Source organism: Zhihengliuella salsuginis (assembly GCF_014651715.1).
Lineage (GTDB): Bacteria > Actinomycetota > Actinomycetes > Actinomycetales > Micrococcaceae > Zhihengliuella > Zhihengliuella salsuginis.
In genome coordinates this window covers 55,438-79,755 of sequence record NZ_BMXK01000005.1, presented here as the reverse complement: position 1 = coordinate 79,755, position 24,318 = coordinate 55,438, and the positions used below count along the sequence as shown (strand labels likewise).

22 protein-coding genes are annotated in these 24,318 nt (G+C 70.5%); 8 read left to right on the top strand and 14 right to left on the bottom strand.

Going from position 1 to position 24,318, the window contains the following annotated elements; genetic code table 11:
* Positions 1–4: 4 nt before the first annotated feature.
* The 3 genes from IE069_RS06605 to IE069_RS06595 form a co-directional block, all read right to left on the bottom strand.
* Positions 5–979: an alpha-ketoacid dehydrogenase subunit beta gene (locus tag IE069_RS06605; protein WP_189349338.1), complete on the bottom strand. Its 975-nt coding sequence runs from the start codon at positions 977–979 to the stop codon at positions 5–7.
* Positions 976–2,160, bottom strand: coding sequence for a pyruvate dehydrogenase (acetyl-transferring) E1 component subunit alpha (pdhA, locus tag IE069_RS06600; protein WP_189349337.1), 1,185 nt, complete (start codon positions 2,158–2,160; stop codon positions 976–978). The genes IE069_RS06605 and pdhA overlap by 4 nt, the downstream gene beginning before the upstream one ends.
* 161 nt (positions 2,161–2,321) lie before the next feature.
* Complete coding sequence (locus IE069_RS06595; RefSeq protein ID WP_506016865.1) at positions 2,322–3,443, bottom strand: histidinol-phosphate transaminase; 1,122 nt, start codon at positions 3,441–3,443, stop codon at positions 2,322–2,324.
* A gap of 306 nt (positions 3,444–3,749) precedes the next feature.
* Here IE069_RS06595 and IE069_RS06590 point away from each other — a divergent pair, with 306 nt between their 5' ends.
* Genes IE069_RS06590 through IE069_RS06575 form a run of 4 tightly spaced genes read left to right on the top strand, consistent with a single transcriptional unit; the run spans position 3,750 to position 9,484 of the window.
* The gene (locus IE069_RS06590) at positions 3,750–5,147 is read left to right on the top strand and encodes an MFS transporter (protein WP_189349335.1); all 1,398 of its coding nucleotides are present in this window, start codon (positions 3,750–3,752) and stop codon (positions 5,145–5,147) included.
* 16 nt (positions 5,148–5,163) lie between these two features.
* The gene (locus tag IE069_RS06585; RefSeq protein ID WP_189349334.1) at positions 5,164–7,497 is read left to right on the top strand and encodes a molybdopterin oxidoreductase family protein; all 2,334 of its coding nucleotides are present in this window, start codon (positions 5,164–5,166) and stop codon (positions 7,495–7,497) included.
* Positions 7,494–9,077 carry an FAD-dependent oxidoreductase gene (locus tag IE069_RS06580; RefSeq protein WP_189349333.1) on the top strand — a complete coding sequence of 528 codons (1,584 nt, stop codon included), beginning with the start codon at positions 7,494–7,496 and terminating at the stop codon, positions 9,075–9,077. The genes IE069_RS06585 and IE069_RS06580 overlap by 4 nt, the downstream gene beginning before the upstream one ends.
* Positions 9,074–9,484, top strand: a complete 411-nt coding sequence (locus IE069_RS06575) for a phage holin family protein (RefSeq protein ID WP_189349332.1) — start codon at positions 9,074–9,076, stop codon at positions 9,482–9,484. Before IE069_RS06580 ends, IE069_RS06575 begins: the two co-directional genes overlap by 4 nt.
* Here the strand turns inward: IE069_RS06575 and IE069_RS06570 are convergent.
* The gene (locus tag IE069_RS06570; RefSeq protein WP_189349331.1) at positions 9,481–10,959 is read right to left on the bottom strand and encodes a hypothetical protein; all 1,479 of its coding nucleotides are present in this window, start codon (positions 10,957–10,959) and stop codon (positions 9,481–9,483) included. The two genes, IE069_RS06575 and IE069_RS06570, sit on opposite strands and share 4 nt — an antisense overlap.
* Entirely contained in the window at positions 10,956–11,258 is a 303-nt protein-coding gene (locus tag IE069_RS06565) for a hypothetical protein (RefSeq protein ID WP_189349330.1), read from the bottom strand. The genes IE069_RS06570 and IE069_RS06565 overlap by 4 nt, the downstream gene beginning before the upstream one ends.
* 173 nt (positions 11,259–11,431) lie before the next feature.
* Here IE069_RS06565 and purB point away from each other — a divergent pair, with 173 nt between their 5' ends.
* Both purB and IE069_RS06555 read left to right on the top strand, forming a co-directional pair.
* Positions 11,432–12,838 (top strand): adenylosuccinate lyase, encoded by a 1,407-nt coding sequence (gene purB / locus IE069_RS06560; protein WP_189349329.1) that lies wholly within the window; start codon positions 11,432–11,434, stop codon positions 12,836–12,838.
* 87 nt (positions 12,839–12,925) lie between these two features.
* Positions 12,926–13,927 (top strand): YdcF family protein, encoded by a 1,002-nt coding sequence (locus tag IE069_RS06555; RefSeq protein ID WP_229790988.1) that lies wholly within the window; start codon positions 12,926–12,928, stop codon positions 13,925–13,927.
* A gap of 54 nt (positions 13,928–13,981) precedes the next feature.
* Here the strand turns inward: IE069_RS06555 and IE069_RS06550 are convergent, their stop codons facing one another.
* The 8 genes from IE069_RS06550 to IE069_RS06515 form a co-directional block, all read right to left on the bottom strand.
* Positions 13,982–14,323 carry a cation:proton antiporter gene (locus tag IE069_RS06550; RefSeq protein ID WP_189349328.1) on the bottom strand — a complete coding sequence of 114 codons (342 nt, stop codon included), beginning with the start codon at positions 14,321–14,323 and terminating at the stop codon, positions 13,982–13,984.
* A gap of 1 nt (position 14,324) precedes the next feature.
* Complete coding sequence (locus tag IE069_RS06545; protein ID WP_189349327.1) at positions 14,325–14,585, bottom strand: monovalent cation/H+ antiporter complex subunit F; 261 nt, start codon at positions 14,583–14,585, stop codon at positions 14,325–14,327.
* Positions 14,582–14,959, bottom strand: coding sequence for a Na+/H+ antiporter subunit E (locus tag IE069_RS06540; protein WP_189349326.1), 378 nt, complete (start codon positions 14,957–14,959; stop codon positions 14,582–14,584). Before IE069_RS06540 ends, IE069_RS06545 begins: the two co-directional genes overlap by 4 nt.
* Positions 14,959–16,497: a proton-conducting transporter transmembrane domain-containing protein gene (locus IE069_RS06535; protein ID WP_189349325.1), complete on the bottom strand. Its 1,539-nt coding sequence runs from the start codon at positions 16,495–16,497 to the stop codon at positions 14,959–14,961. Before IE069_RS06535 ends, IE069_RS06540 begins: the two co-directional genes overlap by 1 nt.
* The gene (locus tag IE069_RS06530; protein ID WP_189349324.1) at positions 16,494–16,826 is read right to left on the bottom strand and encodes a sodium:proton antiporter; all 333 of its coding nucleotides are present in this window, start codon (positions 16,824–16,826) and stop codon (positions 16,494–16,496) included. The genes IE069_RS06535 and IE069_RS06530 overlap by 4 nt, the downstream gene beginning before the upstream one ends.
* Positions 16,823–19,789, bottom strand: coding sequence for a DUF4040 family protein (locus IE069_RS06525; protein ID WP_229790987.1), 2,967 nt, complete (start codon positions 19,787–19,789; stop codon positions 16,823–16,825). Before IE069_RS06525 ends, IE069_RS06530 begins: the two co-directional genes overlap by 4 nt.
* A 246-nt stretch (positions 19,790–20,035) precedes the next feature.
* Positions 20,036–21,025 carry an aldo/keto reductase gene (locus tag IE069_RS06520; protein ID WP_189349323.1) on the bottom strand — a complete coding sequence of 330 codons (990 nt, stop codon included), beginning with the start codon at positions 21,023–21,025 and terminating at the stop codon, positions 20,036–20,038.
* Positions 21,026–21,064: 39 nt separating this feature from the next.
* Positions 21,065–21,883, bottom strand: a complete 819-nt coding sequence (locus tag IE069_RS06515) for a CPBP family intramembrane glutamic endopeptidase (RefSeq protein ID WP_189349322.1) — start codon at positions 21,881–21,883, stop codon at positions 21,065–21,067.
* 64 nt (positions 21,884–21,947) lie between these two features.
* Here IE069_RS06515 and IE069_RS06510 point away from each other — a divergent pair, with 64 nt between their 5' ends.
* Positions 21,948–22,403, top strand: a complete 456-nt coding sequence (locus IE069_RS06510) for an SRPBCC family protein (RefSeq protein ID WP_189349321.1) — start codon at positions 21,948–21,950, stop codon at positions 22,401–22,403.
* 118 nt (positions 22,404–22,521) lie between these two features.
* Positions 22,522–23,733 carry a metallophosphoesterase family protein gene (locus IE069_RS06505; protein ID WP_189349320.1) on the top strand — a complete coding sequence of 404 codons (1,212 nt, stop codon included), beginning with the start codon at positions 22,522–22,524 and terminating at the stop codon, positions 23,731–23,733.
* Positions 23,734–23,787: 54 nt separating this feature from the next.
* On the opposite strand, the gene IE069_RS06500 is transcribed toward IE069_RS06505, so the two are convergent.
* Positions 23,788–24,306, bottom strand: a complete 519-nt coding sequence (locus IE069_RS06500; protein ID WP_189349319.1) for a hypothetical protein — start codon at positions 24,304–24,306, stop codon at positions 23,788–23,790.
* Positions 24,307–24,318 lie beyond the last annotated feature (12 nt).

Below are 24,318 nucleotides of genomic sequence, written 5' to 3'. Positions count from 1 at the left end.
TCCCTTAGTACGTGAAGAGGCGGTCGAGGGCTTCGAGCAGCTTGTCGATGCCCGGCAGGTAGTCTTCCTCGACCTTGGCCACCGGGTACGGCATGTGGAAGCCGCCGACGCGCAGCACCGGGGCCTCGAGGGAGAGGAACGCGCGCTCGGAGACGCGCGAGGCGATCTCGCCGCCGATGCCGCCGAAGGTGGGGGCCTCGTGGGTGACGATCAGGCGTCCCGTCTTCTCGACGGAGGCGATGACGGTGTCGAAGTCGATCGGGCTGATCGAGCGCAGGTCCACGACCTCGACGCTGTAGCCGTCCTCCTCGGCCGCGTCCGCGGCGGCGAGCGCGACCGGGACGAGCGGGCCGTACGCGACGATCGTGGCGTGGTGGCCCTCGCGGACCACCTGGGCCTTGAACGGGTCCAGGGCCGGGCGCTCGGTGTCGACCTCGCCCTTGAGCCAGTAGCGGCGCTTGGGTTCGAACACGATCACCGGGTCGTCGCACTCGATGGCCTGCTGGATCATCCAGTAGGCGTCCTGGGCGTTCGACGGCGTGATGATGCGCAGGCCGGCGGTGTGCGCGAAGAGCGCCTCCGGCGACTCGGAGTGGTGCTCGATCGAGCCGATGCCGCCGCCGTAGGGGATGCGCACGACGACGGGCACCGTGAGCCGGCCCTCGGAGCGGGCCCGCATCTTGGCCAGCTGGGTGGTGATCTGGTTGAAGCCGGGGAACACGAAGCCGTCGAACTGGATCTCGGCGACCGGGCGGTAGCCGCGCAGGGCCATGCCGATGCACGTGCCGATGATCCCGGACTCGGCAAGCGGGGAGTCGATCACCCGGCGGGTGCCGAAGTCGGCCATCAGACCGTCCGTGATGCGGTAGACGCCGCCGAGCCGGCCGATGTCCTCGCCGATGAGCAGGGACTTCTCATCGGATTCGAGGCTGCGCCGCAGGCCCGCGTTGATGGCCTTGGCAATGGTCATCGTGGTCATCGGGCGCCTCCCGTGTGGTTGTCGGCGAAGCCGGCATCGTACTGGCGGAACCACTCGGATTCCTCGCGGATGAGCGGGTGCGCCTCCGCGTAGACGTTGTTGAACGAGTCCTCGAGGACGGGATCCGGGAACGTGAACGCCTTGGCGCGCACGCCGGCCGCCATCTCGTCGGCGTCCGCGGCGACCTGCTCGAAGAAGGCGTCGTCTCCGGCGCCCGAGGCGCGCAGGTAGGTCTCGAGGCGGGCCACCGGGTCCTTCGGCTCCCATTCCTGCTCCTCCGCGCTGGCCCGGTACTTGGTCGGGTCGTCGGCGGTCGTGTGGGCGCTCATGCGGTAGGTCACGGCCTCGATGAAGACAGGGCCGTCGCCGCGGCGGGCGTGCTCGAGGGCGTAGCGCGTCGCGGCGAGGCAGGCGAGGACGTCGTTGCCGTCGACGCGGAGGCCCTCGAACCCGTAGCCGGCGGCGCGGGTGGCCAGCGGGACCTTGGACTGGACCTCGAACGGCACCGAGATGGCCCACTGGTTGTTCTGGCAGAAGAAGACGATCGGTGCGTCGAAGCTGGCGGCGAAGACCATCGACTCGTGCACGTCGCCCTCGGACGAGGCCCCGTCGCCGAAGTACGCGACGACGGCGTCCCCCTCGGCTGCGCGGCGCTCGGCGTCCCAATCCGCCTGGTCGTGGTTGATGCCCATCGCGTACCCGGTGGCGTGCGGGACCTGCGCGGCGAGCACCATCGTGTACATGTGGAAGTTGTTCTCCCGCGGGTCCCAGCCGCCGTTCGAGACGCCGCGGAAGATGCGCAGCATCTCGGCGAAGTCGACCTGGCGCGTCCAGGCGACGCCGTGCTCGCGGTAGGTCGGGAAGATGTAGTCGCCCGGACGCGTGGCGCGGCCCGATCCGATCTGCGCGGCCTCCTGGCCGCGGCACGGGACCCACAGGGCCAGCTGGCCCTGGCGCTGGAGGGCGGTGGCCTCGACGTCGAACCGGCGGGTGAGGGCCATGTCGCGGTAGATGCCGCGCAGCTGCTCCGCGTCCACGTCCTCCACGTAGGCGGAGAACTTCTCATCGGCATGCAGCTCGCCGTGCTCGTCGAGCAGCTGGATCAGCGGCTCGTCGGCCGCGGCCGCGCCGGGCGCCTGCGGCACATCAGTCACTGCACCGGCCTGAGAGGTCGTCGCCATGCGTGTTCCCTTCGCATCGGGGGTGTTGACGTTTCAACGTTCGAAGTTGACGTGGTGTTCCAACGAAATATGCCGCTCGCGGAATACATTCCGCGAGCGGCATATGAGCGGAAGTCCTGTACCAGCCTACTGGCCGGAGGCGGACTTGCGATGATTTAGACCTACTTTGAAAGCCGGGGCTTCGTTGGATAGTTCCTACAAATTTCAAGGAAGCGGGAATTCGCCTCCGGCTCCCCGATGCTCACGCGCACGCCCTCGTCGGCGAACGCCCGCACGGACAGCGCGTGCGTTCCCGCGTACTCGGCGAAATCCACGGCCTTCTCGCCGAGCTTCAGCCAGACGAAGTTGCCCTGCGGCTCGGGGATCTCCCACCCGATCTCCGCCAGGCCGGCGACCACGCGGTTGCGCTCCTGCACGAGCGACTCGACGCGCTCGGTCACGGCGTCCTCGCTCTTGAGCGAGGCGATGGCGGCCTGCTCGGCGACCGTCGAGACCGCGAACGGCGTGGCGATCACGCGCAGGTGGGCGGTGATCTGCGGCCGGGTGATCGAGTAGCCGACGCGCAGGTTCGCCAACCCGTGCGCCTTGGAGAACGTCCGCAGCACGGCCACGTTCGGGTACTTGCGGTACATCTCGATGCCGTTCACGGCGTCGTCGTCGCGCACGAACTCGGTGTAGGCCTCGTCGATCACGACGAGCACGTTCTGCGGCACGGAGGCGATGAACTGCTCCACCTCGGCGGTGCGCAGGATCGGGCCGGTCGGGTTGTTGGGGGTGCACAGCACCACCACGGTGGTCCGCTCGTTGACGGCTGCCGCCATGGCGTCGAGGTCGTGGCGGCCGTCGTCCAGGACGGGGACCTCGACCGCGCGGGCACCAGCGGTGCCGACGACGATCGGGTAGGCCTCGAAGGAGCGCCACGCGTAGACGACCTCGTCCTGCACGCCGTCCTCGTTCTGCCCGGCGAAGGTGTTCAGGATCTGCGTCAGGGCGCCGAGCGAGCCGGCGCCGGTGACGACGTCGTCCGCCGGGACGTCCAAGTGCTCGGAGAGCGCGCCGCGCAGGGCCGTCGACAGGGGGTCCGGGTACCGGAAGATCCCGATCTGCTCGCGGATGGCGTCCAGGACGGCCGGGACCGGCGGCAGCGGGTTCTCGTTGGAGGACAGCTTGAAGGGGGTCAGTCCCTCGATCGACACCGGAGGTTTTCCGGCCGCGTACTTCGGGAGACGGTCCAGCACCGGCCGCGGCTGGACCGCATTCGCCTGCAGGGGGGTGTTCTGCAGTTCCGTTGCTGTTTCTGGGTTCTGCTCACCCGCATCGGCGCGGGCAGCACTACTGAATTGCGTCATACAGACAGGGTATCGCCACCGGCGACTCGACTGTGACGCAGGCGATAGGCGGATCGAGATGACGAACGGTGTCCGGCGAAGTCCCGCTTGAGGCGGGGCTGGCGACTTCTCACGCGGTGAATCGCGGCCCGTGAGAGACGATTGAAGTCAGCGCAACACGATGAAACGCGTCGCGAAATCTTCGCCCGGCAGGCTGGTAGCCATCGACCACGCACCGCCAAACCCACGCGGAGGACCCCCATGAGCACCACTGATCGCACGGCGACCGCGCAACAGGTCGCCGCCGGCCGACAGCCCGCCACCCTGGCAATGCGCCCCGGGCGGTGGGTCGACAACTGGGACGCCGAGGACCTGCACTTCTGGGATTCCGTGGGCCGGGCGACCGCGAAGACCAACCTGAAGTGGTCGATCTTCGCCGAGTTCCTCGGATTCGTCGTCTGGCAGCTGTGGTCCGTGACGGCCGTCTTCCTGCCGCAGGCCGGCTTCGACCTGACCACGAGCCAGCTGTTCTGGCTGATCTCGATCCCGGCACTGGTCGGTGCGACCCTGCGCATCCCCTACACCTTCATGGTGGCCCGGTTCGGCGGCCGCAACTGGACCGTCGTCTCCGCCCTGCTGCTGCTCGTCCCGGCCGCGGGGCTGGGGCTGGCGGTGTCCGACCCGACGACGCCGTTCTCCGTCCTGCTCCTGCTGGCCGCGACCGCCGGCGTCGGCGGCGGCAACTTCGCCTCCTCGATGGCGAACATCACCTACTTCTACCCGGCCCGGGAGAAGGGGTGGGCGCTGGGACTGAACGCGGCCGGCGGGAACCTGGGCGCCGCCGTCGTGCAGCTGATCGTCCCGATCGCCGTGACGGCGCTGGCCGCGACCGCCCTGAACCTGCCGCTGGCCGGCTGGATCTGGGTCCCGTTCATCCTGCTGGCCGCCTTCGGCGCCCGGAAGTACATGCACAACCTCTCCCACGCCAGGGGCGACATCTCCGGCGCCCTGGCCGCATTGAAGGAGAAGCACCTCTGGATCATCTCCTTCCTCTACATCGGCACGTTCGGGTCCTTCATCGGGTTCTCGGCGGTGTTTCCGAAGCTCATCGCGGACACGTTCGAGGAGTTCTCCTCCTTCACGATCCTCACCGCGTCCCTGTCGCTGTCCTTCCTCGGCCCGCTCGTCGGCTCCCTGTCCCGCCCCTACGGCGGCAGGCTGGCCGACCGCATCGGCGGCGCGCGCATCACGGTCGCCTGCTTCGCCGTCATGGCGCTGATCACCGTCGCCGTGGTCCTCACGCTCCCGCTGCGCAGCTTCTGGCTCTTCCTGGGCCTGTTCCTGCTGCTCTTCACCGCCAGCGGGATCGCCAACGGCTCGACCTACAAGATGATCCCGACCGTGTTCGCGCTGCAGTCCGTCGACCGCGCCGACGGCGTCTCCGCCGAGCGCAAGGCCTCGGCCGCCCTGGGCCTGATCTCCGCAATCGGCGCCTACGGCGGCTTCATGATCCCGCAAGCCCTCGGCCTCTCCGCCTCGACCACGGGCGCCTACACGGCCGCCTTCGTCGGCTTCGTCGCCGCCTACGTAGTGATGATGGCCGTGACCTGGTTCTTCTACCTCCGCCCGGGCACCGTGTTCGCCCGCCAGGGCGTCTGAGGAGGCTCGGCCACACATGACGACGACCGCCACCCACTGCCCGTACTGCGCCCTGCAGTGCGCCATGACGCTCGCGCCCGACCGGCCGGATGAGGCCGGTGCGGGCGTGAGCGTCGCGGGCCGCGACTTCCCCACGAACAACGGGCGCCTGTGCCGGAAGGGCTTCTCCGCCCCCGAGCTGCTCGCCTCCCGTCAGCGCATCACCGCCCCGCTGCTGCGCGGCGACGACGGCGGGTTCCACGAGGCCGGCTGGGACGAGGTCCTCGACCTCCTCGCCGGGAAGATCGCCGCCACCCGGGCGGAGCACGGGCCGGATGCGATCGCCGTGTTCGGCGCCGGCGGGCTCACCAACGAGAAGGCCTACCAGCTCGGCAAGTTCGCCCGCCTCGCGCTCGGCACCCGCCTGATCGACTACAACGGCCGCTTCTGCATGTCCTCGGCCGCCGCGGCCGGCAACCGGTCCTTCGGCCTCGACCGCGGCCTGCCGTTCCCATTGACGGATCTGCGGGAGGCCTCCGCGATCCTCATGCTCGGCTCCAACGTCGCCGACACGATGCCGCCCTTCGTCCAGCACCTCGAGGCGGCGCGGGCGGCCGGCGGGCTGATCGTGGTGGACCCCCGCGGGTCGGCCACCGCCTCGCTGACGGACGATGCCGGCGGCCTGCACCTGCAGCCGGCGCCCGGCACCGACCTCGAGCTGCTGCTCGGCCTGGCGCATGTGGTCCTGACCGAGGACCTGGCGGACCTGGACTACCTCGCCGAGCGGACCTCCGGCCTGCCGGCCTTGCGCCGCACGCTCGCGCCGTGGTGGCCCGAGCGCACCGAGCAGGTCACCGGCGTCCCGGCCGCCCAGATCCGCCGGGCCGCCCACCACCTCGGCAACGCGGCGCGGCAGGCGCGCGACGCCGTCGTGCGCGGCGAGGCCCCGGCCAAGGTCTTCGTCCTCACCGGGCGCGGGGTCGAGCAGCACGTGGGCGGCACGGACACCACGACGGCGGCGGTCAACCTCGCGCTCCTGCTCGGGCTGCCGGGCACGCTCGGCGGCGGCTTCGGCACGCTGACCGGGCAGGGCAACGGCCAGGGCGGGCGCGAGCACGGGCAGAAGTCGGACCAGCTGCCCGGCTACCGCAGGATCGACGACCCGGCCGCCCGCGCGCACGTCGCCGCTGCCTGGGGCGTGGACGAGCCGCTCATCCCCGGCCCCGGCATCCCGGCCGCCCAGCTGCTCTACAGCCTCGGCGGATCCAACGGCGGCACCCTGCCCGACGGCGCCCCCGGCCCGCGCGTGCTCATGGTGCACGGGTCCAACGTCGCGGTCTCGGCGCCCGACTCCCACCGCGTCATCGCGGGCCTTCGCCGCCTGGACTTCCTGGTGGTCGCCGACTTCTTCCTCTCCGAGACGGCCGCCGAGGCCGATCTGGTCCTCCCCGTTCTGCAATGGGCCGAGGAGGAGGGCACCATGACCAGCCTCGAGGGCCGGATCCTGCGCCGCCGCCGCGCGCTGACGCCCCCGCCCGGCGCCCGCGACGAGCTCTGGATCATGGCCGAACTCGCCCGCCGCCTCGACGCACCCGGCACGTACTCGACCGACGCCCGCGAGGTCTTCGACGAGCTGCGCGCCGCCTCCGCCGGCGGCCCCGCCGACTACTCCGGCGTCGACTACGCGGACCTGGACGCCGGCCGCGCGGTCTACTGGCCGTTCCCGGCCGCAGAGCACGACGGCGCCGCCGCCCCCGCCGCGCACAACCCGCCGCCCGCGCCGGCAGCTCCGGACGAGAACGCCCTGGGCACGCCGCGGCTGTTCCTCGAGCGGTTCGCGCACCCTGACGGCCTCGCGAAGCTCGTCCCGGTCCGGCCCGCGCCGGCCCCGCCGGGGGACGCGGCCGGCCTGCGGCGACCGGGAGGCGGCGGTTCGCACCCGGACGGCGACCCGTCCGCGCTCGCGCTGACGGTCATCACGGGCAGGCTGCTCGAGCACTACCAGTCCGGGGCGCAGACCCGCCGCACCGGGGAACTCCTGGCGGCCGCTCCCGAGGCCCGCGCGGAGATCCACCCGGCCACTGCGGCCCAGCTCGGCCTCGAGGACGGCGGATGGATCGAACTGCGCAACAACCAGGGCGTCGTCGTCGTGCGCTGCCGGTACAGCGCCGCGATGCGGACGGACGCGGTGTTCGTCCCCTTCCACTACCCCGGCGCGGGCAGCGTGAACCGGCTGGTCACCGGAGCGACCGACCCGATCAGCTCGATGCCGGCGTTCAAGAACGCGCTGGTCACGGCGCGGGCCGGGACCGACCCGCGCGCGGGCACCAGCGCCTCCGCGGACAAGACGGCAACAGGAGTGCAGATATGAGTGGCGAGCGCATCGTGGTCATCGGCTTCGGCCCCGTGGCGGCCCGGCTGGTCGAGGATCTGCTGCCGTCCGTCGCGGCGGGGGTGATCGAGTTGACCGTCCTGGGCTCCGAGCCGCACGCGGCCTACAACCGCGTCATGGTCGGCGAGGTCGGCGGCGGCCGCAAGAGCGTCGACGCGATCACGCTGGCCGACGTCGACGAGCTGCGCGGGCTCGGCGTCGACGTCCGCCTCGGAGCGACGGTGAAGCGCGTGGACCGCTCCCGCCGGCACGTCGTCCTCCAGACCGGGGACACCGTGGAGTACGACCGGATCGTCTTCGCGACCGGCGCCCGCCCTGTGCTGCCGACCCTGCGCGGGCTCAACTTCGCCCCGCACGTCGAACCCGAGCTGCCCGCCGGGGTGGCCGCGCTGCGCGACCTCGACGACGCCGGGGCGCTCAAGCGCGCGATCGACGCCCGCGGCCGCGTCGTCGTCCTGGGCGGCGGCGTCCTCGGCGTCGAGGCCGCGCTGCTGATCCAGGAACAGGGCGCGCAGGCCGTCCTGGTCCACCACGGGGACCACCCGATGGCCCGCGCGCTCGATTCCGACGCCGGCCGCCTGCTCTCCGCGCGCCTCTGCGCCGCGGGCGTGCAGCTGGTCCCTTCCGCCACCGCCGTCGCCGTGCGCAAGGAGGAGGACACGTTCTCCGGGCTGGAGCTCGACGGCGGCACGGTGATCGAGGGCGACCTGCTGGTGCTCTCGGTCGGCGTGCGCCCGCGCGACGAGATCGCCGCTGGCTGCGGGCTGACCACCGGGTCCGGCATCCAGGTGGACCGCAAGCTGCGCGCCGACACCGAGGACCGCGTCTTCGCGATCGGCGACTGCGCCGCCGTCGACGGCGGCCGCCCATCCGGGCTCATCGGCCCGGGCTGGTCCCAGGCCGCCTGGCTGGCCGGTTACCTGGCCGCGCACCGGGTCCGCAACCCGTTCCTCGACGGCCCGCTCGACGAGGCGGCAGAGACGCGACTGGCCGCGGCGGACCCCTTCGCGGACGGCGTACCCGAGGAGCTGCCGGGCGCGGTCCTGCTCAAGGCGCGCGGCATCGACCTGGCCGCCGGCGGCACGGTGGACGTGGACCTGTGGGACGCCGGGGCCCGGAGGGTCTCCGTCTGGGCGGACCCGCAGCAGGGCAGGTACGTGAAGATGGTGACCGAGGACGGGGTCCTTACGGGCTTCGTCGCCATCGGCATGCCGCGTACGGCGGCCGAGCTGGTGCTGCTGTACGAGCGGGGCCGAGAACTTCCGGCGGACCGCACCACGCTGTTCCGGCTCGACGACGCGGCGATGTCGGCCGAGGCCGAACCGTCGGCCGACGACGTGCTGTGCCGGTGCTCCGGAGCCACCCACGGGCAGGTGGCCGGGGCCCGCGACGCGGGCAGCACGACCGTCGAGGCGGTCGGCTCGTCCTGCCGGGCGGGAACGGGATGCGGGGGCTGCCGCGACAAGATCGAGGCGATTCTGGCGGCCGACGCCGGCAGAGACGCGCTCGTCCCGGCCCGAGGAATCGCAAAGGCAGTCGTGCCAGACTGGGGGCCATGATGGCTTTTATCGTTCGCGTACTCGTCAATGCCCTGGCCCTGGCCGCCGCGGCCTGGCTGCTGCCGGGCATCACCGTAGGCGCCGAGGCCACGAGCTCGGCCGCCGGCAACGACTCGGCCGGCGTGGTGCTCGCCTACCTGTTCATCGGGCTGATCTTCGGCCTCGTCAACGCGATCGTGAAGCCGATCATCGGGTTCCTCTCGCTGCCGATCACGTGCCTGACGCTGGGCCTGTTCACGATCGTCATCAACGCGGGAATGCTCGCCCTGACGGCCTGGATCACGCAGTACACCCCCGTGTCCTTCACGATCGACGCGTTCTTCTGGGACGCCGTCCTCGGCGCGATCATCGTCGCCGTGGTCTCCGCCCTGCTCAGCTGGCTGGTCCCGGACAAGAAGAACGCCTAGCCGGCGGCAGCGTGCCGGCCCCGGCGCCGCCCGCTGCGATCCTCCGAGAGTCGCTCGACCAACTGGTCGACGGTCCTGACCGGCGGCTGCTGCGCCTTCCGCCGCCGCAGGTGCGCCCGGTGCAGGGTCGCCGCACCGGTCGGCGCGAGCAGCGCCCCCAGCCCGGCCTCGGCCCGCCGCACCGCGGGATCGTCCGCGGCCGTCGCCCCGGCGGCGAGGTGCCGGTAGTTCTCGAACGCATGCGCGGGGCCGAACACCCCGGCGGGCTCCGACGGGTCCACCCCAGGGACGTAGCCGTCCCCGTAGACGGTCACCCGCGTGGCGCTCGAAGCGTTCGGCGTCCCGTCGAGCCCCGGAACCGGGTCGTGCACGTGCTCGAGGTGTATCGAGCGGACGTCGGCCGGGATGGCCGTCTCCCCCACCGGCGAGCCGGCCGTCACCACGTATTCGACGTCGTAGACGCCCCGGATCTGCGCGCTGGCCGCCGCGTTCGCCGCGTGCATGCCGCCCTGGCTGTGGCCCGTGAGGACCAGGCGGTCGCCGCGCTCAGCACCCACCCGTTCCAGCGCCTCCAGGGTCGCCTCCACGACGTACTCGCTGTCCGCCCCGGCCGCCTCGACGGCCCCGCCCGCGTCCGCGAAGTTCCGGCCCGCCTCGCCGTCCCCGGCGATCTGGGTGCCGGGGAACGCGACGACGTGGACCGTGCCGGAGGCCGTCGGCGTCGAGCTGATGAGGATGTTGGAGTCCGGGACGTCGTCCCGCTTGAGCCCCGCCTGGAACTCGAGCATCCCGGCCAGTGTCCCCGTCACGGGCTGCGCGCCGGGCACCTCGGCCACCTCCGCGACGGCGAGCGGGCCGATCATCCCGGTGCCGGAGGCGTCGACGAGCTCGGCGAGCGCCGGCGCCACCCGCTGGTACACCGAACGCTCCGACAGCCCGCCGTGCTCCCGGTCGCGGAGCCACCCGGCACCGCGCGCCAGCAGGCGGGCGGGCAGGGCCGCGCCGGGGCCGACGAACAGTGCCATCAGGAGCTCGGCGGCGACGACCGGCGAGTGGTTCACGAGGTCCTCGACGAGGCGGGTGGACGGGTAGGGCCCCGGCGACTCGAGGGCGTAGTTGACCAGCATGGCCTCGGTCTCCCCGCGCAGCATCTGGGAGCTGTGCAGGATGCCGGCCTCCGCCGCCTCGTACGCTGATCCGGCGGCGCGGACGGACCGCGCCATCGCGGCCGTCCGCCCCCTCAGAGATCCGCCCAGCAGCTGCGCCCGCTCGAGCCCGGCCGCGCCGTCGGCGAAGAGGACCCGCTCGGGCGGGGCGATGCGCACGGCCGCCCCGTCAGCCGAGCGCAGGACGTCCCCGACCTCCCCGAGGAGGTCCCCGGCCCGATCCAGCGCCGCGGCGGCGTCTTCCAGCTCGCCGGGGCGGTAGTCGACGGTCGGCGGCCCGACGCCGCCCTTGCTGACGAACCCGGTCATCCCCATCCCGCCCTCGAACCGTAGTCACCCGGGCCGCCGCCCGAGCCCCGGGCACACGTCAGCTCGGCGGTGGCCGCCGCGGCGACGGCGCGCCCGTGCGCCTCGTCCACCTGCCGGGCCAGCCGGTCGGCCTCGGTGAAGAGCTCCTCGACCCGCAGCAGGAACGCCCGCCCCGCGGGCGAGTCCCATGCGGTCTGCCCGAGGATCCGCGCGTACACGTCGCGTGCCGCGTAGGCCCGCTCGGCTCCGAGCGCGGTCAAGTGGACCAGATCGGCCCACCCCTGGCTGGAATCCCACACCTCGTCCCTCCCCCTCCTCTTCCCGTGGCGCGGTCCGCGACCGCGCCCGTGCACCGAACGCTAGGAGGCCTGGAGCGGCGGGCGGCGCCGCCGTCGTACGGTGTGGGTAACGTGGCGGGATTCGCGCACTGTGGATAGCGAGCCGGCCGCCGGTGCATGGAAGAATAGGGGCCATGGCTGAATCTGCGCGCTTCTCACTGGCATCCGAACCCCTGGCTCTCGGTGCGCTCGACGGGCGGTACCGCTCCGCCGTCGCGCCCCTGGTCGACTACCTCTCCGAAGCGGCCCTGAACCGGGACCGCGTCCACGTCGAGGTCGAGTGGCTCATCCACCTGACCGGCAAGTCCGTGCTGCCGGGCACCGAGCCCCTCACCGACGAGCAGGTCGCCGCGCTGCGCAAGATCGTCACCGACTTCGACGGCGACTCCGTGACGGAGCTCGGCGAGATCGAGGCCGTGACCGTGCACGACGTCAAGGCCGTCGAGTACTACATCGGCCGCCGCCTGGAGAACATCGGCATCGACCGCCTGAAGCCGCTGGTCCACTTCGGCTGCACGTCGGAGGACATCAACAACCTCTCCTACGCCGTCGGCATCAAGGGCGCGGTCGACGACGTCTGGCTGCCGGCCGCCCGCGCGCTGGTCGAGCAGATCACCACGATGGCGGAGGAGACCCGCGAGGTCCCGATGCTCTCGCGCACGCACGGCCAGCCGGCCACGCCGACGACGCTCGGCAAGGAGCTCGCCGTCGTCGCTTGGCGCCTGACCCGCCAACTGGACCGCATCGCGAACACCGAGTTCCTCGGCAAGATCAACGGCGCCACCGGCACCTACGCCGCCCACTACGCGTCGGTGCCGGGCGCGGACTGGCAGGAGGTCTCCCGGACCTTCGTCGAGGGCCTCGGCCTGACGTGGAACCCGCTGACCACGCAGATCGAGTCGCACGACTGGCAGGCGGAGCTGTACGCGGACATCGCGCGCTTCAACCGCATCCTGCACAACGTCTGCACGGACATCTGGAGCTACATCTCGATCGGCTACTTCGCGCAGATCCCGGTTGCCGGCGCCACCGGCTCCTCGACCATGCCGCACAAGGTCAACCCGATCCGCTTCGAGAACGCCGAGGCCAACCTGGAGATCTCCAACGGCCTGCTGGACACGCTCGCGGCCACGCTGGTGACCTCCCGCTGGCAGCGCGACCTGACCGACTCCTCCAGCCAGCGCAACATCGGCACGGCGTTCGGCCACTCCATCCTGGCGATCTCCAACGTCGCCAAGGGCCTGGACCGGCTCGACGTCGCCGAGGACGTGCTCGCCGCCGACCTCGACACCAACTGGGAGGTGCTCGGCGAGGCCATCCAGATGGTCATGCGCGCCGAGTCCATCGCCGGGGTCGACGGCATGGAGAACCCGTACGAGCGCCTCAAGGACCTCACGCGCGGCCACCGCGTGGACGCCGAGCGCATGAGGGAGTTCGTCCAGTCGCTCGGGCTGTCCGCCGAGGCCGAGGAGCGCCTCCTGGCGCTGACCCCGGGCAGCTACCACGGCATCGCCCCGTCCCTGGTGGACCACCTGAAGTAGACGCACCACGCACTGGCGAGCGGCCGTCGTACCGGGTTCCCGGTACGGCGGCCGCTGCTGCCGTGGGCGACCAACTAGGCTGACACCGTGTTCTCCCTGATCGTCGCCGCCGTCCTCTTCGTCCTCTACCTGCGCTGGCGTGCGCGGGACCGCCGCATGCTGCGCAACGGGGTCGTGCTCGTCGCGGCCGTGTGGTTCGCGTTCACCGGCGCCGCGGGGATCCTCTCCGAGTGGTTCCCGCCGCTGAACTTCGTCTGGCTGATCGGACTGCTGCTCATCCCGGTCGCCGTCGTCGTGCTGGCCGGCTTCCTGATCGTCAACGGGATCACGATGCTCAAGCGCGAGGGCCGCCGCCTCGGCAACCTGCTCTCGCTGGCGCTCGGCTGCGCAATCGTCCTGCTGCCGCCGCTGGCCGTGCTGCTGGTCATGACGGAGAGCCCGCTCGGCATCGGCACCGCCGCGCTGCTGTTCTTCCTGTGCGGCTACTTCGGCGTGGTGTTCGTGGTGGTGCTCTCCTACGCGTACGCGTACGGGCGGATGGAGCCGGCCGCGCCGCCGGCGGCGATCGTCGTCCTCGGCTCCCGCCTGATCGACGGCACTCCCCCGCCGCTGCTGCGCAGCCGCCTCGACAAGGCGCTCGAGCTGTACAACACCATCACGCCGCGCCCCCTGCTGGTCCCGTCCGGCGGGCAGGGCCCCGACGAGTCCCGGCCCGAGGGCGCGGGCATGGCCGACTACCTGCTCGCCGCCGGAGCCGACGCCGCCGACGTCGTGCCGGAGAACGCCGCGCGCACCACCGAGGAGAACCTGCGGTTCTCCCGGAAGGTCCAGCACGACGCCGGCCGCGAGGGTGCGCTGCTCGCCGTCACCAACGACTACCACGTGCTGCGGGCGGCCCTGCTGGCGCGCCGGCAGAAGATCGCCGCCGAGGTGGTCGGGGCGCCGACGGCCCGCTACTTCGTGCCGAGCGCGTTCCTGCGCGAGTTCGTCGCCATCATCGTCGAGCACAAGTGGCTGCACGCCCTGCTGTGCCTGCCGTTCGTGGCGCTCAGCGCGCTGCTCGTCATGAGCGTCATGACCTCGGCCTGACCGCCGCTCGGGCGTGCCGCGCCTCGGGGGCACGTCCCGGACCGACGCCGCGGATCAGCGGGCCAGATCCTGCGGGTCCGTCGAGGCGTCGGGCTTGGCTCCAGAGAGGTAGGCGGCGCGCGCGAGGGCGTTGGATCCGATCGACGAGACGACCACCAGGGCGAAGACGGTGATGACGTACTGCACGAGGTGGACCCAGTCGAAGCTGCCAGCGTAGAGCTGGTACAGGTACGCCGCGGTGACGATCAGCGGCAGACCGAGCCCGGTGGCCGGGCTCAGCGCGTTGATGCGGGTCAGGGCATCCGGGGCGCGGAGCATGGCGACTGCGCTGATGAGGACGCACAGCGCGCCGCCCACAGCGAAGACGCTCACCAGAATCGACAACAATGTCTGCATGTCAGCGCCGTCCTCTCGTCAGAATGCGGGCGAGGGCAAAGGTCGCCAAGATGCCCAGGAGCGAGGCGAGCAGGGCGGCGTCCACGGAGACCGCGGAGTGCGTGAAGAGGCCGATCAGCGCCAGGAACCCCACGCAGCAGAAGAAGACGAGGTCGCCGACGACGGCGCGCGAGGCACCATCGACAGCCCGGGCGATGGCCACGAGCCCGACGACGACGCTGACGGCCAGCAGGCCGATGGCGATCCACAACGCGATGATCATGCCGCGCCTCCAGTTCTCGGCTCGAGGTCAGCGGATTTCCCGCGGGTCATCCGCAGGAGTCCGTCCTCCATCTCGCGCAGGCCGTCGACCACGGAGTCGCGGTCGTTGTCGAACATCGAGTGCACGAAGAGCGTCGCCGGGGACCCCGATGCGCCCGGGGCCATTCCCACGACGAGCGTGCCGGGCGTAATGGTGATCGACGAGGCGAACCAGGTGATCTCCAAGTCGGTGGCACAACGCAACTGGTACTCGACGATGGCCAGCGCTCCGCTGGAGCGGCCGGCCAGCGCGAACCGGGCGGTGTGCCCGGTCCCGACGAGAATCTCCCGGATGATGTAGGCGCCGTAGCGCACGGTATTCCACGGGTGCAGCATCAGCCCAGCACCGCCTTAATGTAGGAGGACGGGTCCATCAGATCGTGCGCAGCGGTCTCGAAGAGCGGCAGGACCAGTCCCGCGGCGAAGAAGAGGGCCACGCTGGCCGCGATCATCACGGTGGCCGGCGCCAGCAGACGCGCGCTGCATCTGACCTGCCTCGTCAGCACCTGGGGCTCTCCACGTCCGGTGCGGGGGTCGTCCGGCCGGTACGTCTCCTGCTCGTGGCCGAAGAAGAGCGTCGACCACACGCGCTGGAGACCGATGAGCGAGATGATGCTCGCGGCGATGATGCCGCCGATGGTCAGCCCCGCGATCCACCCGCCGGAGAGACCGGAGGCGTCCTCCGCCGCGGCAGCGGAGAATACGAGCCCCGCCTTGCCCCAGAGCCCGGACGTCGGCGGCAGCCCTACCAGCGATGCCAGACCCAGCGCGAAGAGGATGGCGAGGAGCTTCTCCCGGCCGAGGAGGCCGCTCAACCCGCCCAGCTTGGCATTGCCGTAGGTGTTCTCCAGCGCCCCGGACGCGAGGATCAGTCCGCCCATGGTGATGATGTGGTGAACCATGTAGAACATGCCGGCGGCCAGCGAGGCCTCCGTCATGACGACGATGGCGACGAGGATGTGCCCGACGCCGGCGATCATCTGGAACGCGAGTGCGCCGCGGAGGGTCTTGGACGCCATGGTGCTGAAGGCGCCGACGAGCATGGTCGCCAGGACCAGGACGAGGAGAACGGGCATCCAGGGCGCCGGCTCCCCGAAGGCCACCGAATATATGCGGAAGATCGCATAGAGGGCGACCTTGGTGTGCAGTGCCGAGAACAGGGCCATGATGCCGGGCGACGTCATGGGGTAGGTGCTCGGCAGCCAGCCGTGCACGGGCACCAGACCGCCCTTGATCGCCAGCGCCGTGAGCACCACGGTGATCGCCAGACCCACCATGGGATCCTCGGTGGCGAGACCGGCCAGGGCCGCGAGGTTCACCGTGCCGGCCGCGCCGTACACGAGGCCGACGCCCATGAGGAGAATCGTCGAGGTCACGAGGTTGACGATCACGAAGGAGCGCCCGACACCCAGACGGCGCCACGTGCCGGTGATGGCGATCAACGCGTACGAGGGCATCAGCATGACCTCGACGAACACGAAGAGGTTGAAGAGGTCCCCGGTCAACAGGGCGCCGTTGACGCCGCCGGCCAGGAGCAGGATCAGCGCCGTCGCGAACCGGAACCGGTCCTCGCCCGTCTTCAGCAGGAAGACGCTGGTGACCAGCGTCGCGAAACTGGTCACGGCGAGCATGATCGCGGTGAACGTGTCGCTGACGAACGGAATGGCGACCACACCGGAGAAGGCGCCCACCGAATGCGCAAGGACGCTGTGGCTCTGGTGGTAGACGATCAGGGAGACTGCGCCGACGAGCGCGGCGCCCGGCAGCGCCAGGAGCATCGTGCGGTCGAGCCAGCGGCGCCGGAAGACCACGGAGAGCCCCGCCAGGAGCAGCGGGATGGCGGCGAAGAGTGGAAGAAGGGAGCTGAGCGTCATTTCTCGTGCGTCTCCCCTGTTTCCGGCGCGCGCCGGGTGTCGTCATTGTGTCCGAGTACTGCCAGCGCCAGCATGAATATCGTCACGGCCAGGGTGATCACGATCGCCGTGAGCACGAAGGCCTGCGGCAGCGGGTCGGCTGCCTGGGCGAGATCCATGCGGTCGACCAACGGCTCATCGCGCCAGGCGGGCACGCCGGAGGCGAGCAGGAGGAAGTTCGCGGCGTGGCTGAGGAGGCCCACGCCGAAGACCATCCGCACCATCTCGCGCTGCAGCAGCAGATAGGTGCCGCCGGCGGCGAGCACTCCTACGGTCATTGCGAGAATCATCGTCCCCCCTCCCGTGGCGGTTCGCCGGATGAAATGAACTGGGTGCGGGCCGCGATGCGCGAGGGCCGCTCGCCCCGGACGGTTTCCAGGGGCCCGGTCAGCTCGCCTTCTACCGTCTCATCGGTGCGTTCGCGCAGCTGCTCCACGCCCGGCCGGCTCACGTCCTGCGGGCTCACGCCCAACAAGTTGAACGCCACCATGACCAGGCCGAGGACGGCCATGTACACGCCGACGTCGAAGACCAGCGAACTCGAGAAGTGCACGCTGCCGATGTCGAAGTGGGACGGCTGAAGGAAGGAACCGTACTTGAAGAAACCGAAGAGACCCGTCGAGACGGCCACGGCGACGCCGCCGCCGATCAGATAGACGGGCAGCCGCGGTGGACCGACCTGGCGGTCGCGCGAGGCGGAGAGGTAGATGAAGCCGACGATGGCCGAGCCCACCAGAGCGGCGATGAATCCGCCGCCGGGCTCGTTGTGTCCGCGCCAGAAGAGCAGCGCGGAGACGATCGCGAGCACGGGATTGATCACCCGGAGCATGAGTTTCAACGGGGCGGTGTTGCCCCACGCGCTCATGATCGCCCGGTAGGCCGCTGTCCCCTCTTCCTTGAGCGCGGGCTGCAGCATCTCGTCCCGCTCCTGGCGGAGCTGCGTCTCCGGATCGAGGTAGCGCTGGCGGACCGTGGAGAGCACCGCGATGATCGCGATGCCCGCCATGCCGAGCACGGCCAGTTCGCCCAGCGTATCGAGGGCACGGAACTCGACCAGGATCACGTTGACGATGTTGTGGCCGCCGGTGACGTCGTAGGCGTTCTCGAGATAGTGGTTCGCCACCTCGCTGCGCTCGCGGCGTCCGGTCAGCGCCCAGGTCGCGGCGAATGCCGCCAGGCCCACGACGCCGGCGAGGACAATCGCGCCCGTCTTCCGGGCGCGGGTCTGCTGACCGAATCTCAGCGGCAGTTTCTGCAGCACCAGCATGATGACGATGATGGTCAACGACTCCACGAGCAGCTGCGTCAGGCCGACGTCGGGGGCGCCCAGGGCCATGATCTGCACGGTGGCCAGGATGCCGACCGCGGAGAGGGAGACCGTCGCGCCGATGCGCGACTTGGCCCGGCACACGTAGACCACCGAGAGCGTGATCAGCACCAGCAGGATCAGATCCACGGGACGGTCCAGGCCGCGCGTGGCAGGGGCCAGCTCGTCGCGGGAGACCAGCAGGCCCACCCCGGCGAGGACGACGACGGAGAACAGGCTCACCATGAACGCGGTGTGGCGCTTGATGCCGTCCGCCACCACGAACGCTCGGGCGAGATCCGCGCCGACCCGGCCGACCCAGTTGTTGATCGCTTCCAGGACGTCGGCCCCGGAGGCCCCGTGCCGTCGTGCCGCGATCCAGCGGCCGAGTGCGGCGCGGCGGAAGATGACCACCACGCCGATGGCCAGCACGATCGCGGTGGCCACCAGTTCGGGCGTCAGGCCGTGCCAGAGCGAAATGTGCGGGTGCGGATCGCTGCCCGGCAGCGCAGCCCGGGTGGCGGCGGCCAGCGGGTTGTCGAAGCTGGACAGGGAGAACACCGCAGCAACGGAGACCAGGATCGGCAGCGCCGCCGTGGCCAGCAGCCACGGATCGGTCTTCTCGATCGGGCGGTCGCTGGTGCCGTCGACGAACCCGCCGAACGTGATCTTGACGCAGTACGCGAAGGTCAGAACTGCGGCTGCCGCGCCGGCGGCGAGGGCCAGGTAGCCCAGCGCCGGTCCGCCCGGAGTCTCGAGCAGTGCCGCAAAGATGCCCTCCTTGGAGACGAAGCCGATCATGGGCGGGATGCCGGCCATGGAGGCGCAGCCGATCACCATCACGGCAAAGGAGGCCGGCATCGCCCGGTACAGCTGCGGGATGCGGCGCAGATCGCGCGTGTGAACGGCGTGGTCGACGACGCCGACCATCATGAACAGGCCGGACTTGAAGAGGGCGTGCGCAATGGTGTGCAGGACCGCGGCGGTGAGCGCGGCTTCGGTGCCGACGCCGATGGTGGCCACGATGAACCCGAGCTGGCTCACGGTGGAGTACGCCATGAGCTTCTTGAGGTCGTCCTGCTTCAGGGCGAACCAGCCGCCGAGCGCCGCGGTGAACAGGCCGATGATGATCAGCGTTGCATTCCAGGCCGGAGTCTCGTGGAACGCGGGGCTGAAGCGCATGAGCAGGAAGATGCCGGCTTTCACGACTGCGGCCGCGTGCAGGTACGCCGAGACCGGGGTCGCCGCGGCCATCGCGTCCGGCAACCACACGTGGAACGGGAACTGCGCGCTCTTGGAGAACGCCGCCAGCAGCACCAGCACCGCGACCAGGGAGGTGAATCCGGCGTCGTTCGCCCAGACGTCGTGGCCGAGCGCCTCGGAGACGGAGAACGTTCCGGTGCGCCAGACGATCGCGCCGACGGCGGCGAGAAGGAAGAGGCCGCCGATGAACGTCATCAACAGCGTGCGCATGGAGGCGGGGTGCCCGCCGTGCCCGGACCGGGCGATCAGCAGGAAGGAGGCCAGCGAGGTGAACTCCCAGCAGATGAACAGCAGCAGCAGGTCATCGCTGAGGACCAGCCCGGTCATGGCGAGCGTGAAGAACGCCATGACCCAGTAGAAGCTGAGGTTCGGGCCCTTGGGGAGGTACCTGGTCGAGTAGGCGAAGACCGCGGCGCCGATCAGCAGCGCGATGTACGTGAAGACGACGCCGAGCCCGTCGGCCGCCAGCGCGAATTCGACGCCCCAGCTGGGAATCCATTCGACGGACCAGGTGGGGCGCTCCCCGTTCATCACCGCCGTGGCGGTCGGAGTGAACGCGGCGGCCGCGCCGAGATAGGCGAGCGCCAGCGGCCAGCCTGCGGCTCGGCCGAGGAGGCGCGTGAGCACAGGGGTCGCCGCGACCGCGACCAGGAGGATGAGGAGCGTCAGTGGCATTCCGGGCATCACGTCAGCATCATTGCGGCTGAGCGTGCTCCACACAGATCACGCGGGAGGCAACACGGAAGGGCACGGTTCATGCGGTTCAGCCTACCGAAAACAGACCTCCGAGGCGTACTTGGTCGCGGTCATCGCGGACGGTTCACGCACGCGCCATTTAATACGAGGAGGACACTCGTAAAATGTGACCGAGGCAACACGCCGCCGCGTCGGACACCGAGATCTCCGGGGTGCTCGCCCCGGAGACACGACCTACCAGCGCGGATGGATGGACTCGCGCAGCTCGCGGTCGTAGAGGTCGCGCACTTCGGCGTCGAACCCGTCCGGCAGCACGAGCGATCCGGCGGCCGCGTTGGCGCGCGCCTGCTCGGCGTTGCGGGCGCCCGGAATGACCGACGAGACCTCGGGCCGGGAGGCCAGCCAGGCCAGCGCCGCCTGGGAGGCCGCGGCTTCGGGCGCGGCCGCGCGGGCGAGCTCGGTGAACTCGCCGGCGGCGCGCACGCCGGACGCGTAGTCGACGCCGGAGAAGGTCTCCCCGACGTCGAATGCGGAGCCGTCGCGGTTGAAGCTTCGGTGGTCGTCAGCAGCGAATTCGGTATCGAGCGTGTAGCGGCCGGTGAGCAGGCCGGAGGCCAGGGGGACGCGGGCGATGATGCCGACGCCCGCCTCGGCGGCGACCGGGAGCACCTCCTCGACCGGCTTGAGGCGGAAGGCGTTCACGATGATCTGCACGGTCGCCACGTTGGGGCGTGCGATCGCGGTCAGGGCCTCCTCGACGGTCTCGACGGAGACGCCGTAGTTCGCGATGCGGCCCTCGTCGACCATGGTGTCCAGGGCGTCGTAGACGGCGTCGTCCGAGTAGACCGAGGTCGGCGGGCAGTGCAGCTGGACCAGGTCGAGGGTGTCGACGCCGAGGTTCGCCCGCGAGCGGTCGTTCCAGGCGCGGAAGGCGTCCAGGGTGTAGTTGTCGTGGAGCTGCTCCACGCGGCGGCCCATCTTGGTGGCCACAGTGACCCCGGCGTCCGGGTTGGCCTCCAGCCAACGGCCGATGAGCGCCTCGCTGCGCCCGTCGCCGTAGACGTCGGCGGTGTCGAAGAAGGTGACCCCGGCGTCGTGCGCGGCGTCGAGGACCGCGAGCGCGGCCTCCTCCCGCACGTCACCCCAGTCGGCACCGAGCTGCCAGGTGCCGAGGCCGATGACGGAGACGTCGTATCCAGTGCGTCCAAGAGTTCGTTTCATCATGTTCCCAACCTACCCGGGCCTGCGCCGCTGTGGGCGGGATCAGTAGAGGAAGATCGCCAGCCAGTCGCGGTTGTGCGCGTGCACGAGCGCCAGGAACAGCACGAAGTCGAAGATCAGGTGCACCGACACCACGTACGTCAGCGACTTGGTCAGCTTGAACGTGTAGCCCTGCAGCAGGGCGAACGGGAACGTCATCAGCGGGCCCCACGCCTGGTAGCCGATCTCCCAGAGGAACGAGGAGAAGATGACCGCTTGCAGGATGTTGGCCATCCAGTCGGGGAAGTGGCGCCGCAGCAGGGCGAACGCGGTGCAGATGAAGAACAGCTCGTCCCAGATGCCGACGGCGTTCACGCCGAGGAAGAGCCGCCAGAAGATGACCGGATCGGAGGCGTCCGGCCAGTTCTGGTAGACCCCGGTGCTGATCAGGTAGACCGGGAGGATGAGGTAGGCGAGTCCGACGATGCCGATCAGATAGAGCTTGGCGCTCAGCGGCCACTTGCGTCCGGTGTTCACCGGGAACTTGATGATGTCCTCCCGGTAGACGAACCGCGAGACGAGCCACGGCAGCAGCACCGCCAGGATCAAGACGCCGCCCATGAGGGCCATGTGCTGGATGCTCAGGTCGGCGTGCAGCGGAACCAGGCTGACGATCACCATGCCGCCCGCGATGAGCGCCAGGTCCTTGAGGAACGCGCGATCGACGGCGGCGGCGACGATCACCCCGGCCGCGAGCAGGCCGTAGCCGCCGAGGTCGTTGCCCACGGCGAAGAGCAGGACGGCGGAGAGCGAGACCATGGACGCCGGGATCAGCTTCCGGCTGAGCACGGGACGGTGCGGATCGGCTGAGATCGACATCATGTGAACAGAATGTCAGGAACGGCCCCGCTGGGGAATGACCCGCTGGAACTGCCATACTTCGGACATGTCGGTCGAATTCGTGTGCACCACCCGGACGAGCATCCCCAGAGGCCAGCTCTTCGACCTCTCCCGCAGCATCGACGCCCACACGGCCTCGATGGCGGACTCCCGCGAGGAGGCAGTGGCGGGCACGACGTCGGGCCTCATCTGTCTGGGCGAGGAGGTCACGTGGCGCGCGACGCACTTCGGCGTCCCGATCCGCATGACGAGCCGCATCACGGCCATGGACGCGCCCCGCTCCTTCGTGGACGAACAGGTCAGGGGCCCGTTCCGGCACTTCCGGCACGTGCACGAGTTCACCGAGGACGCCGGCGGCACCACCATGGTGGACCGGATCGAGTTCGCCGCGCCTTTCGGCCCCCTGGGCCGCCTGGTGGAGAGGCTGGTCCTCGGCCGGTATCTCGAGCGGCTCATCGAGAAGCGGAACCGCCACCTGGTTGGAAACGACGCCGGTGGATAGGCCCGCGCCCAGCCGCCCCGTGGTGCCACGGGGGCGCCCGAGCACGGCGAACGGCGGGTTACCGGCCGGTGCCGGGGAGGCCATCCGTCATTCACGTTCGGCCCATAACGTCTCCGCCATGGAACACAACGACACCCACCATCAGGATTCCTCCCCCGCGAACGGCTTCGGGCGTCGCGGCGTGCTCGCCGGCGCCGGCATCGCGACCGTTGCGGGCCTCTTCGGCGCCGCGGCGTCCGCCGCCCCGGCCTCCGCGGCACCCGGCGCCAAGCCGAACACCGCGATGCCGGTGAAGTTCGGCAGCGACGGCAAGCTGCGGATCGTCCAGTTCAACGACACCCAGGACACCCACCTCACCGACAAGCGCACCATCGAGCTGATCGAGAAGACGCTCGACACCGAGAAGCCGGGCTTCGTGGTCATCAACGGCGACGTGATCAACGGCGGCCCGTCCACCGCGACGCAGGTCAAGCAGGCCTACAACAACGTCCTCGCCCCGATGGAGGAGCGCGGGATCAAGTTCGCGATCACGTTCGGCAACCACGACGAGGACTCGCTCGGCAAGAACACCGGCATGACCGAGCAGAAGCTCGTCGACTGGATGCACGACACCTACGAGCACAACCTGAACCCGGCGGTCGACCCGAAGCTCACCGGGCACTCGAACGGCCAGGTCCTCTTCAAGTCGTCGAAGAGCAACGAGCCGGCGTTCGGCGTCTGGCTGCTCGACTCCAACCGCTACGCGTCGGGCACCATCGGCGGCCAGAGCCGCGACGGCCTGAAGAACTACGACTGGATCCACGCCGACCAGGTGCAGTGGTACCGCGAGACCTCGATCGCCACGGAGAAGCGCTTCGGCCGCAAGATCCCGTCGCTCGCCTACTTCCACATCCCGCTGTGGGAGCACCACCACATGTGGTTCGGCAGCCAGTTCGGCTCCGACGACTCCACCCACGCCGCCGCAGCCAAGCTGCACGGCATCGTCGGCGAGAAGCACGAGGACGTCTACGTCGGCGCCTGGAACTCGGGCCTGTTCGCAGCGATGCAGGAGCGCGGCGACGTGCGCGGCGCCTACGTGGGCCACGACCACATCAACACGTACATGGGCGACTACTTCGGGATCGAGCTCGGCTACGGCCCGGGCACCGGCTACGGCGCGTACGGGCTGTCCGGTGCCGAGCAGCACCGCCTGCGCGGGGCGCGCGTGTTCGAGCTCGACGAGAACGCCGACGGCGTCTACACCGGCACCCGCACCGTGTTCGCCGCGGACCTCGGCATCGACACCGCGCCGGGCAACCAGCGCATCAGCGAGCCGGCCCCGCTCCCGTAGCGCACGGGGCACCAAGGCGCCGGCCGGCACCCGCCGGCCGGCGCCGTCGTCGTGCTATCGGCGCGCGGTCGCGAGCCGCACCGCGGAGGCGAGAACGACGACGGCGGCAGCGACCGCGACCACGGTCGGCAGCAGCATGACCTGGGTGGGCATCGCGACGACGAACGCGGCCACCGCGACGGACGCCGAGGCCGCGAGCGCGACGAGCAGATCCTTGAGCTTGAACGCCCAGATCAGCAGGCCCGCGGCGAAGAACCAGGTGAAGGTCGCGTCGACGCTGATCTCGACGAAGGAGATGACGAGCGCGACGATCACCTGCAGCACGGCGATCCCGGAGAGGTCCTTGCGGGCGCGCACCACCAGGAACGCGGCGGCCGCGACCAGCAGGTTCACGGCCAGCTGGACCATCGTCAGGCTGAGGCCGAGGGAGTTCAGCGGCAGGAGATTCGAGAAGGCGGCCGCGATCAACGCCCACGTGACGGCGATCCCGGCGCCGAAGACCGCCATCAGACGGCCGGCGTAGGCCGCATCGCTCGGGAGGCGTGCTGGTGCGGAAGATTCGTCGTGCGGCATGGGGTCCAGCCT

Coding starts and splice junctions, on each gene's coding strand:
- IE069_RS06585 (WP_189349334.1), top strand. CDS start 5,164: ATGACGACGACCGCCACCCACTGCCCGTACTGCGCCCTGCAGTGCGCC.
- purB (WP_189349329.1), top strand. CDS start 11,432: ATGGCTGAATCTGCGCGCTTCTCACTGGCATCCGAACCCCTGGCTCTC.
- IE069_RS06590 (WP_189349335.1), top strand. CDS start 3,750: ATGAGCACCACTGATCGCACGGCGACCGCGCAACAGGTCGCCGCCGGC.
- pdhA (WP_189349337.1), bottom strand. CDS start 2,160: ATGGCGACGACCTCTCAGGCCGGTGCAGTGACTGATGTGCCGCAGGCG.
- IE069_RS06520 (WP_189349323.1), bottom strand. CDS start 21,025: ATGATGAAACGAACTCTTGGACGCACTGGATACGACGTCTCCGTCATC.
- IE069_RS06500 (WP_189349319.1), bottom strand. CDS start 24,306: ATGCCGCACGACGAATCTTCCGCACCAGCACGCCTCCCGAGCGATGCG.
- IE069_RS06530 (WP_189349324.1), bottom strand. CDS start 16,826: ATGATTCTCGCAATGACCGTAGGAGTGCTCGCCGCCGGCGGCACCTAT.
- IE069_RS06540 (WP_189349326.1), bottom strand. CDS start 14,959: ATGCTGCACCCGTGGAATACCGTGCGCTACGGCGCCTACATCATCCGG.
- IE069_RS06605 (WP_189349338.1), bottom strand. CDS start 979: ATGACCACGATGACCATTGCCAAGGCCATCAACGCGGGCCTGCGGCGC.
- IE069_RS06515 (WP_189349322.1), bottom strand. CDS start 21,883: ATGATGTCGATCTCAGCCGATCCGCACCGTCCCGTGCTCAGCCGGAAG.
- IE069_RS06580 (WP_189349333.1), top strand. CDS start 7,494: ATGAGTGGCGAGCGCATCGTGGTCATCGGCTTCGGCCCCGTGGCGGCC.
- IE069_RS06510 (WP_189349321.1), top strand. CDS start 21,948: ATGTCGGTCGAATTCGTGTGCACCACCCGGACGAGCATCCCCAGAGGC.
- IE069_RS06570 (WP_189349331.1), bottom strand. CDS start 10,959: ATGACCGGGTTCGTCAGCAAGGGCGGCGTCGGGCCGCCGACCGTCGAC.
- IE069_RS06505 (WP_189349320.1), top strand. CDS start 22,522: ATGGAACACAACGACACCCACCATCAGGATTCCTCCCCCGCGAACGGC.
- IE069_RS06535 (WP_189349325.1), bottom strand. CDS start 16,497: ATGACGCTCAGCTCCCTTCTTCCACTCTTCGCCGCCATCCCGCTGCTC.
- IE069_RS06575 (WP_189349332.1), top strand. CDS start 9,074: ATGATGGCTTTTATCGTTCGCGTACTCGTCAATGCCCTGGCCCTGGCC.
- IE069_RS06525 (WP_229790987.1), bottom strand. CDS start 19,789: ATGCCCGGAATGCCACTGACGCTCCTCATCCTCCTGGTCGCGGTCGCG.
- IE069_RS06550 (WP_189349328.1), bottom strand. CDS start 14,323: ATGCAGACATTGTTGTCGATTCTGGTGAGCGTCTTCGCTGTGGGCGGC.
- IE069_RS06545 (WP_189349327.1), bottom strand. CDS start 14,585: ATGATCATCGCGTTGTGGATCGCCATCGGCCTGCTGGCCGTCAGCGTC.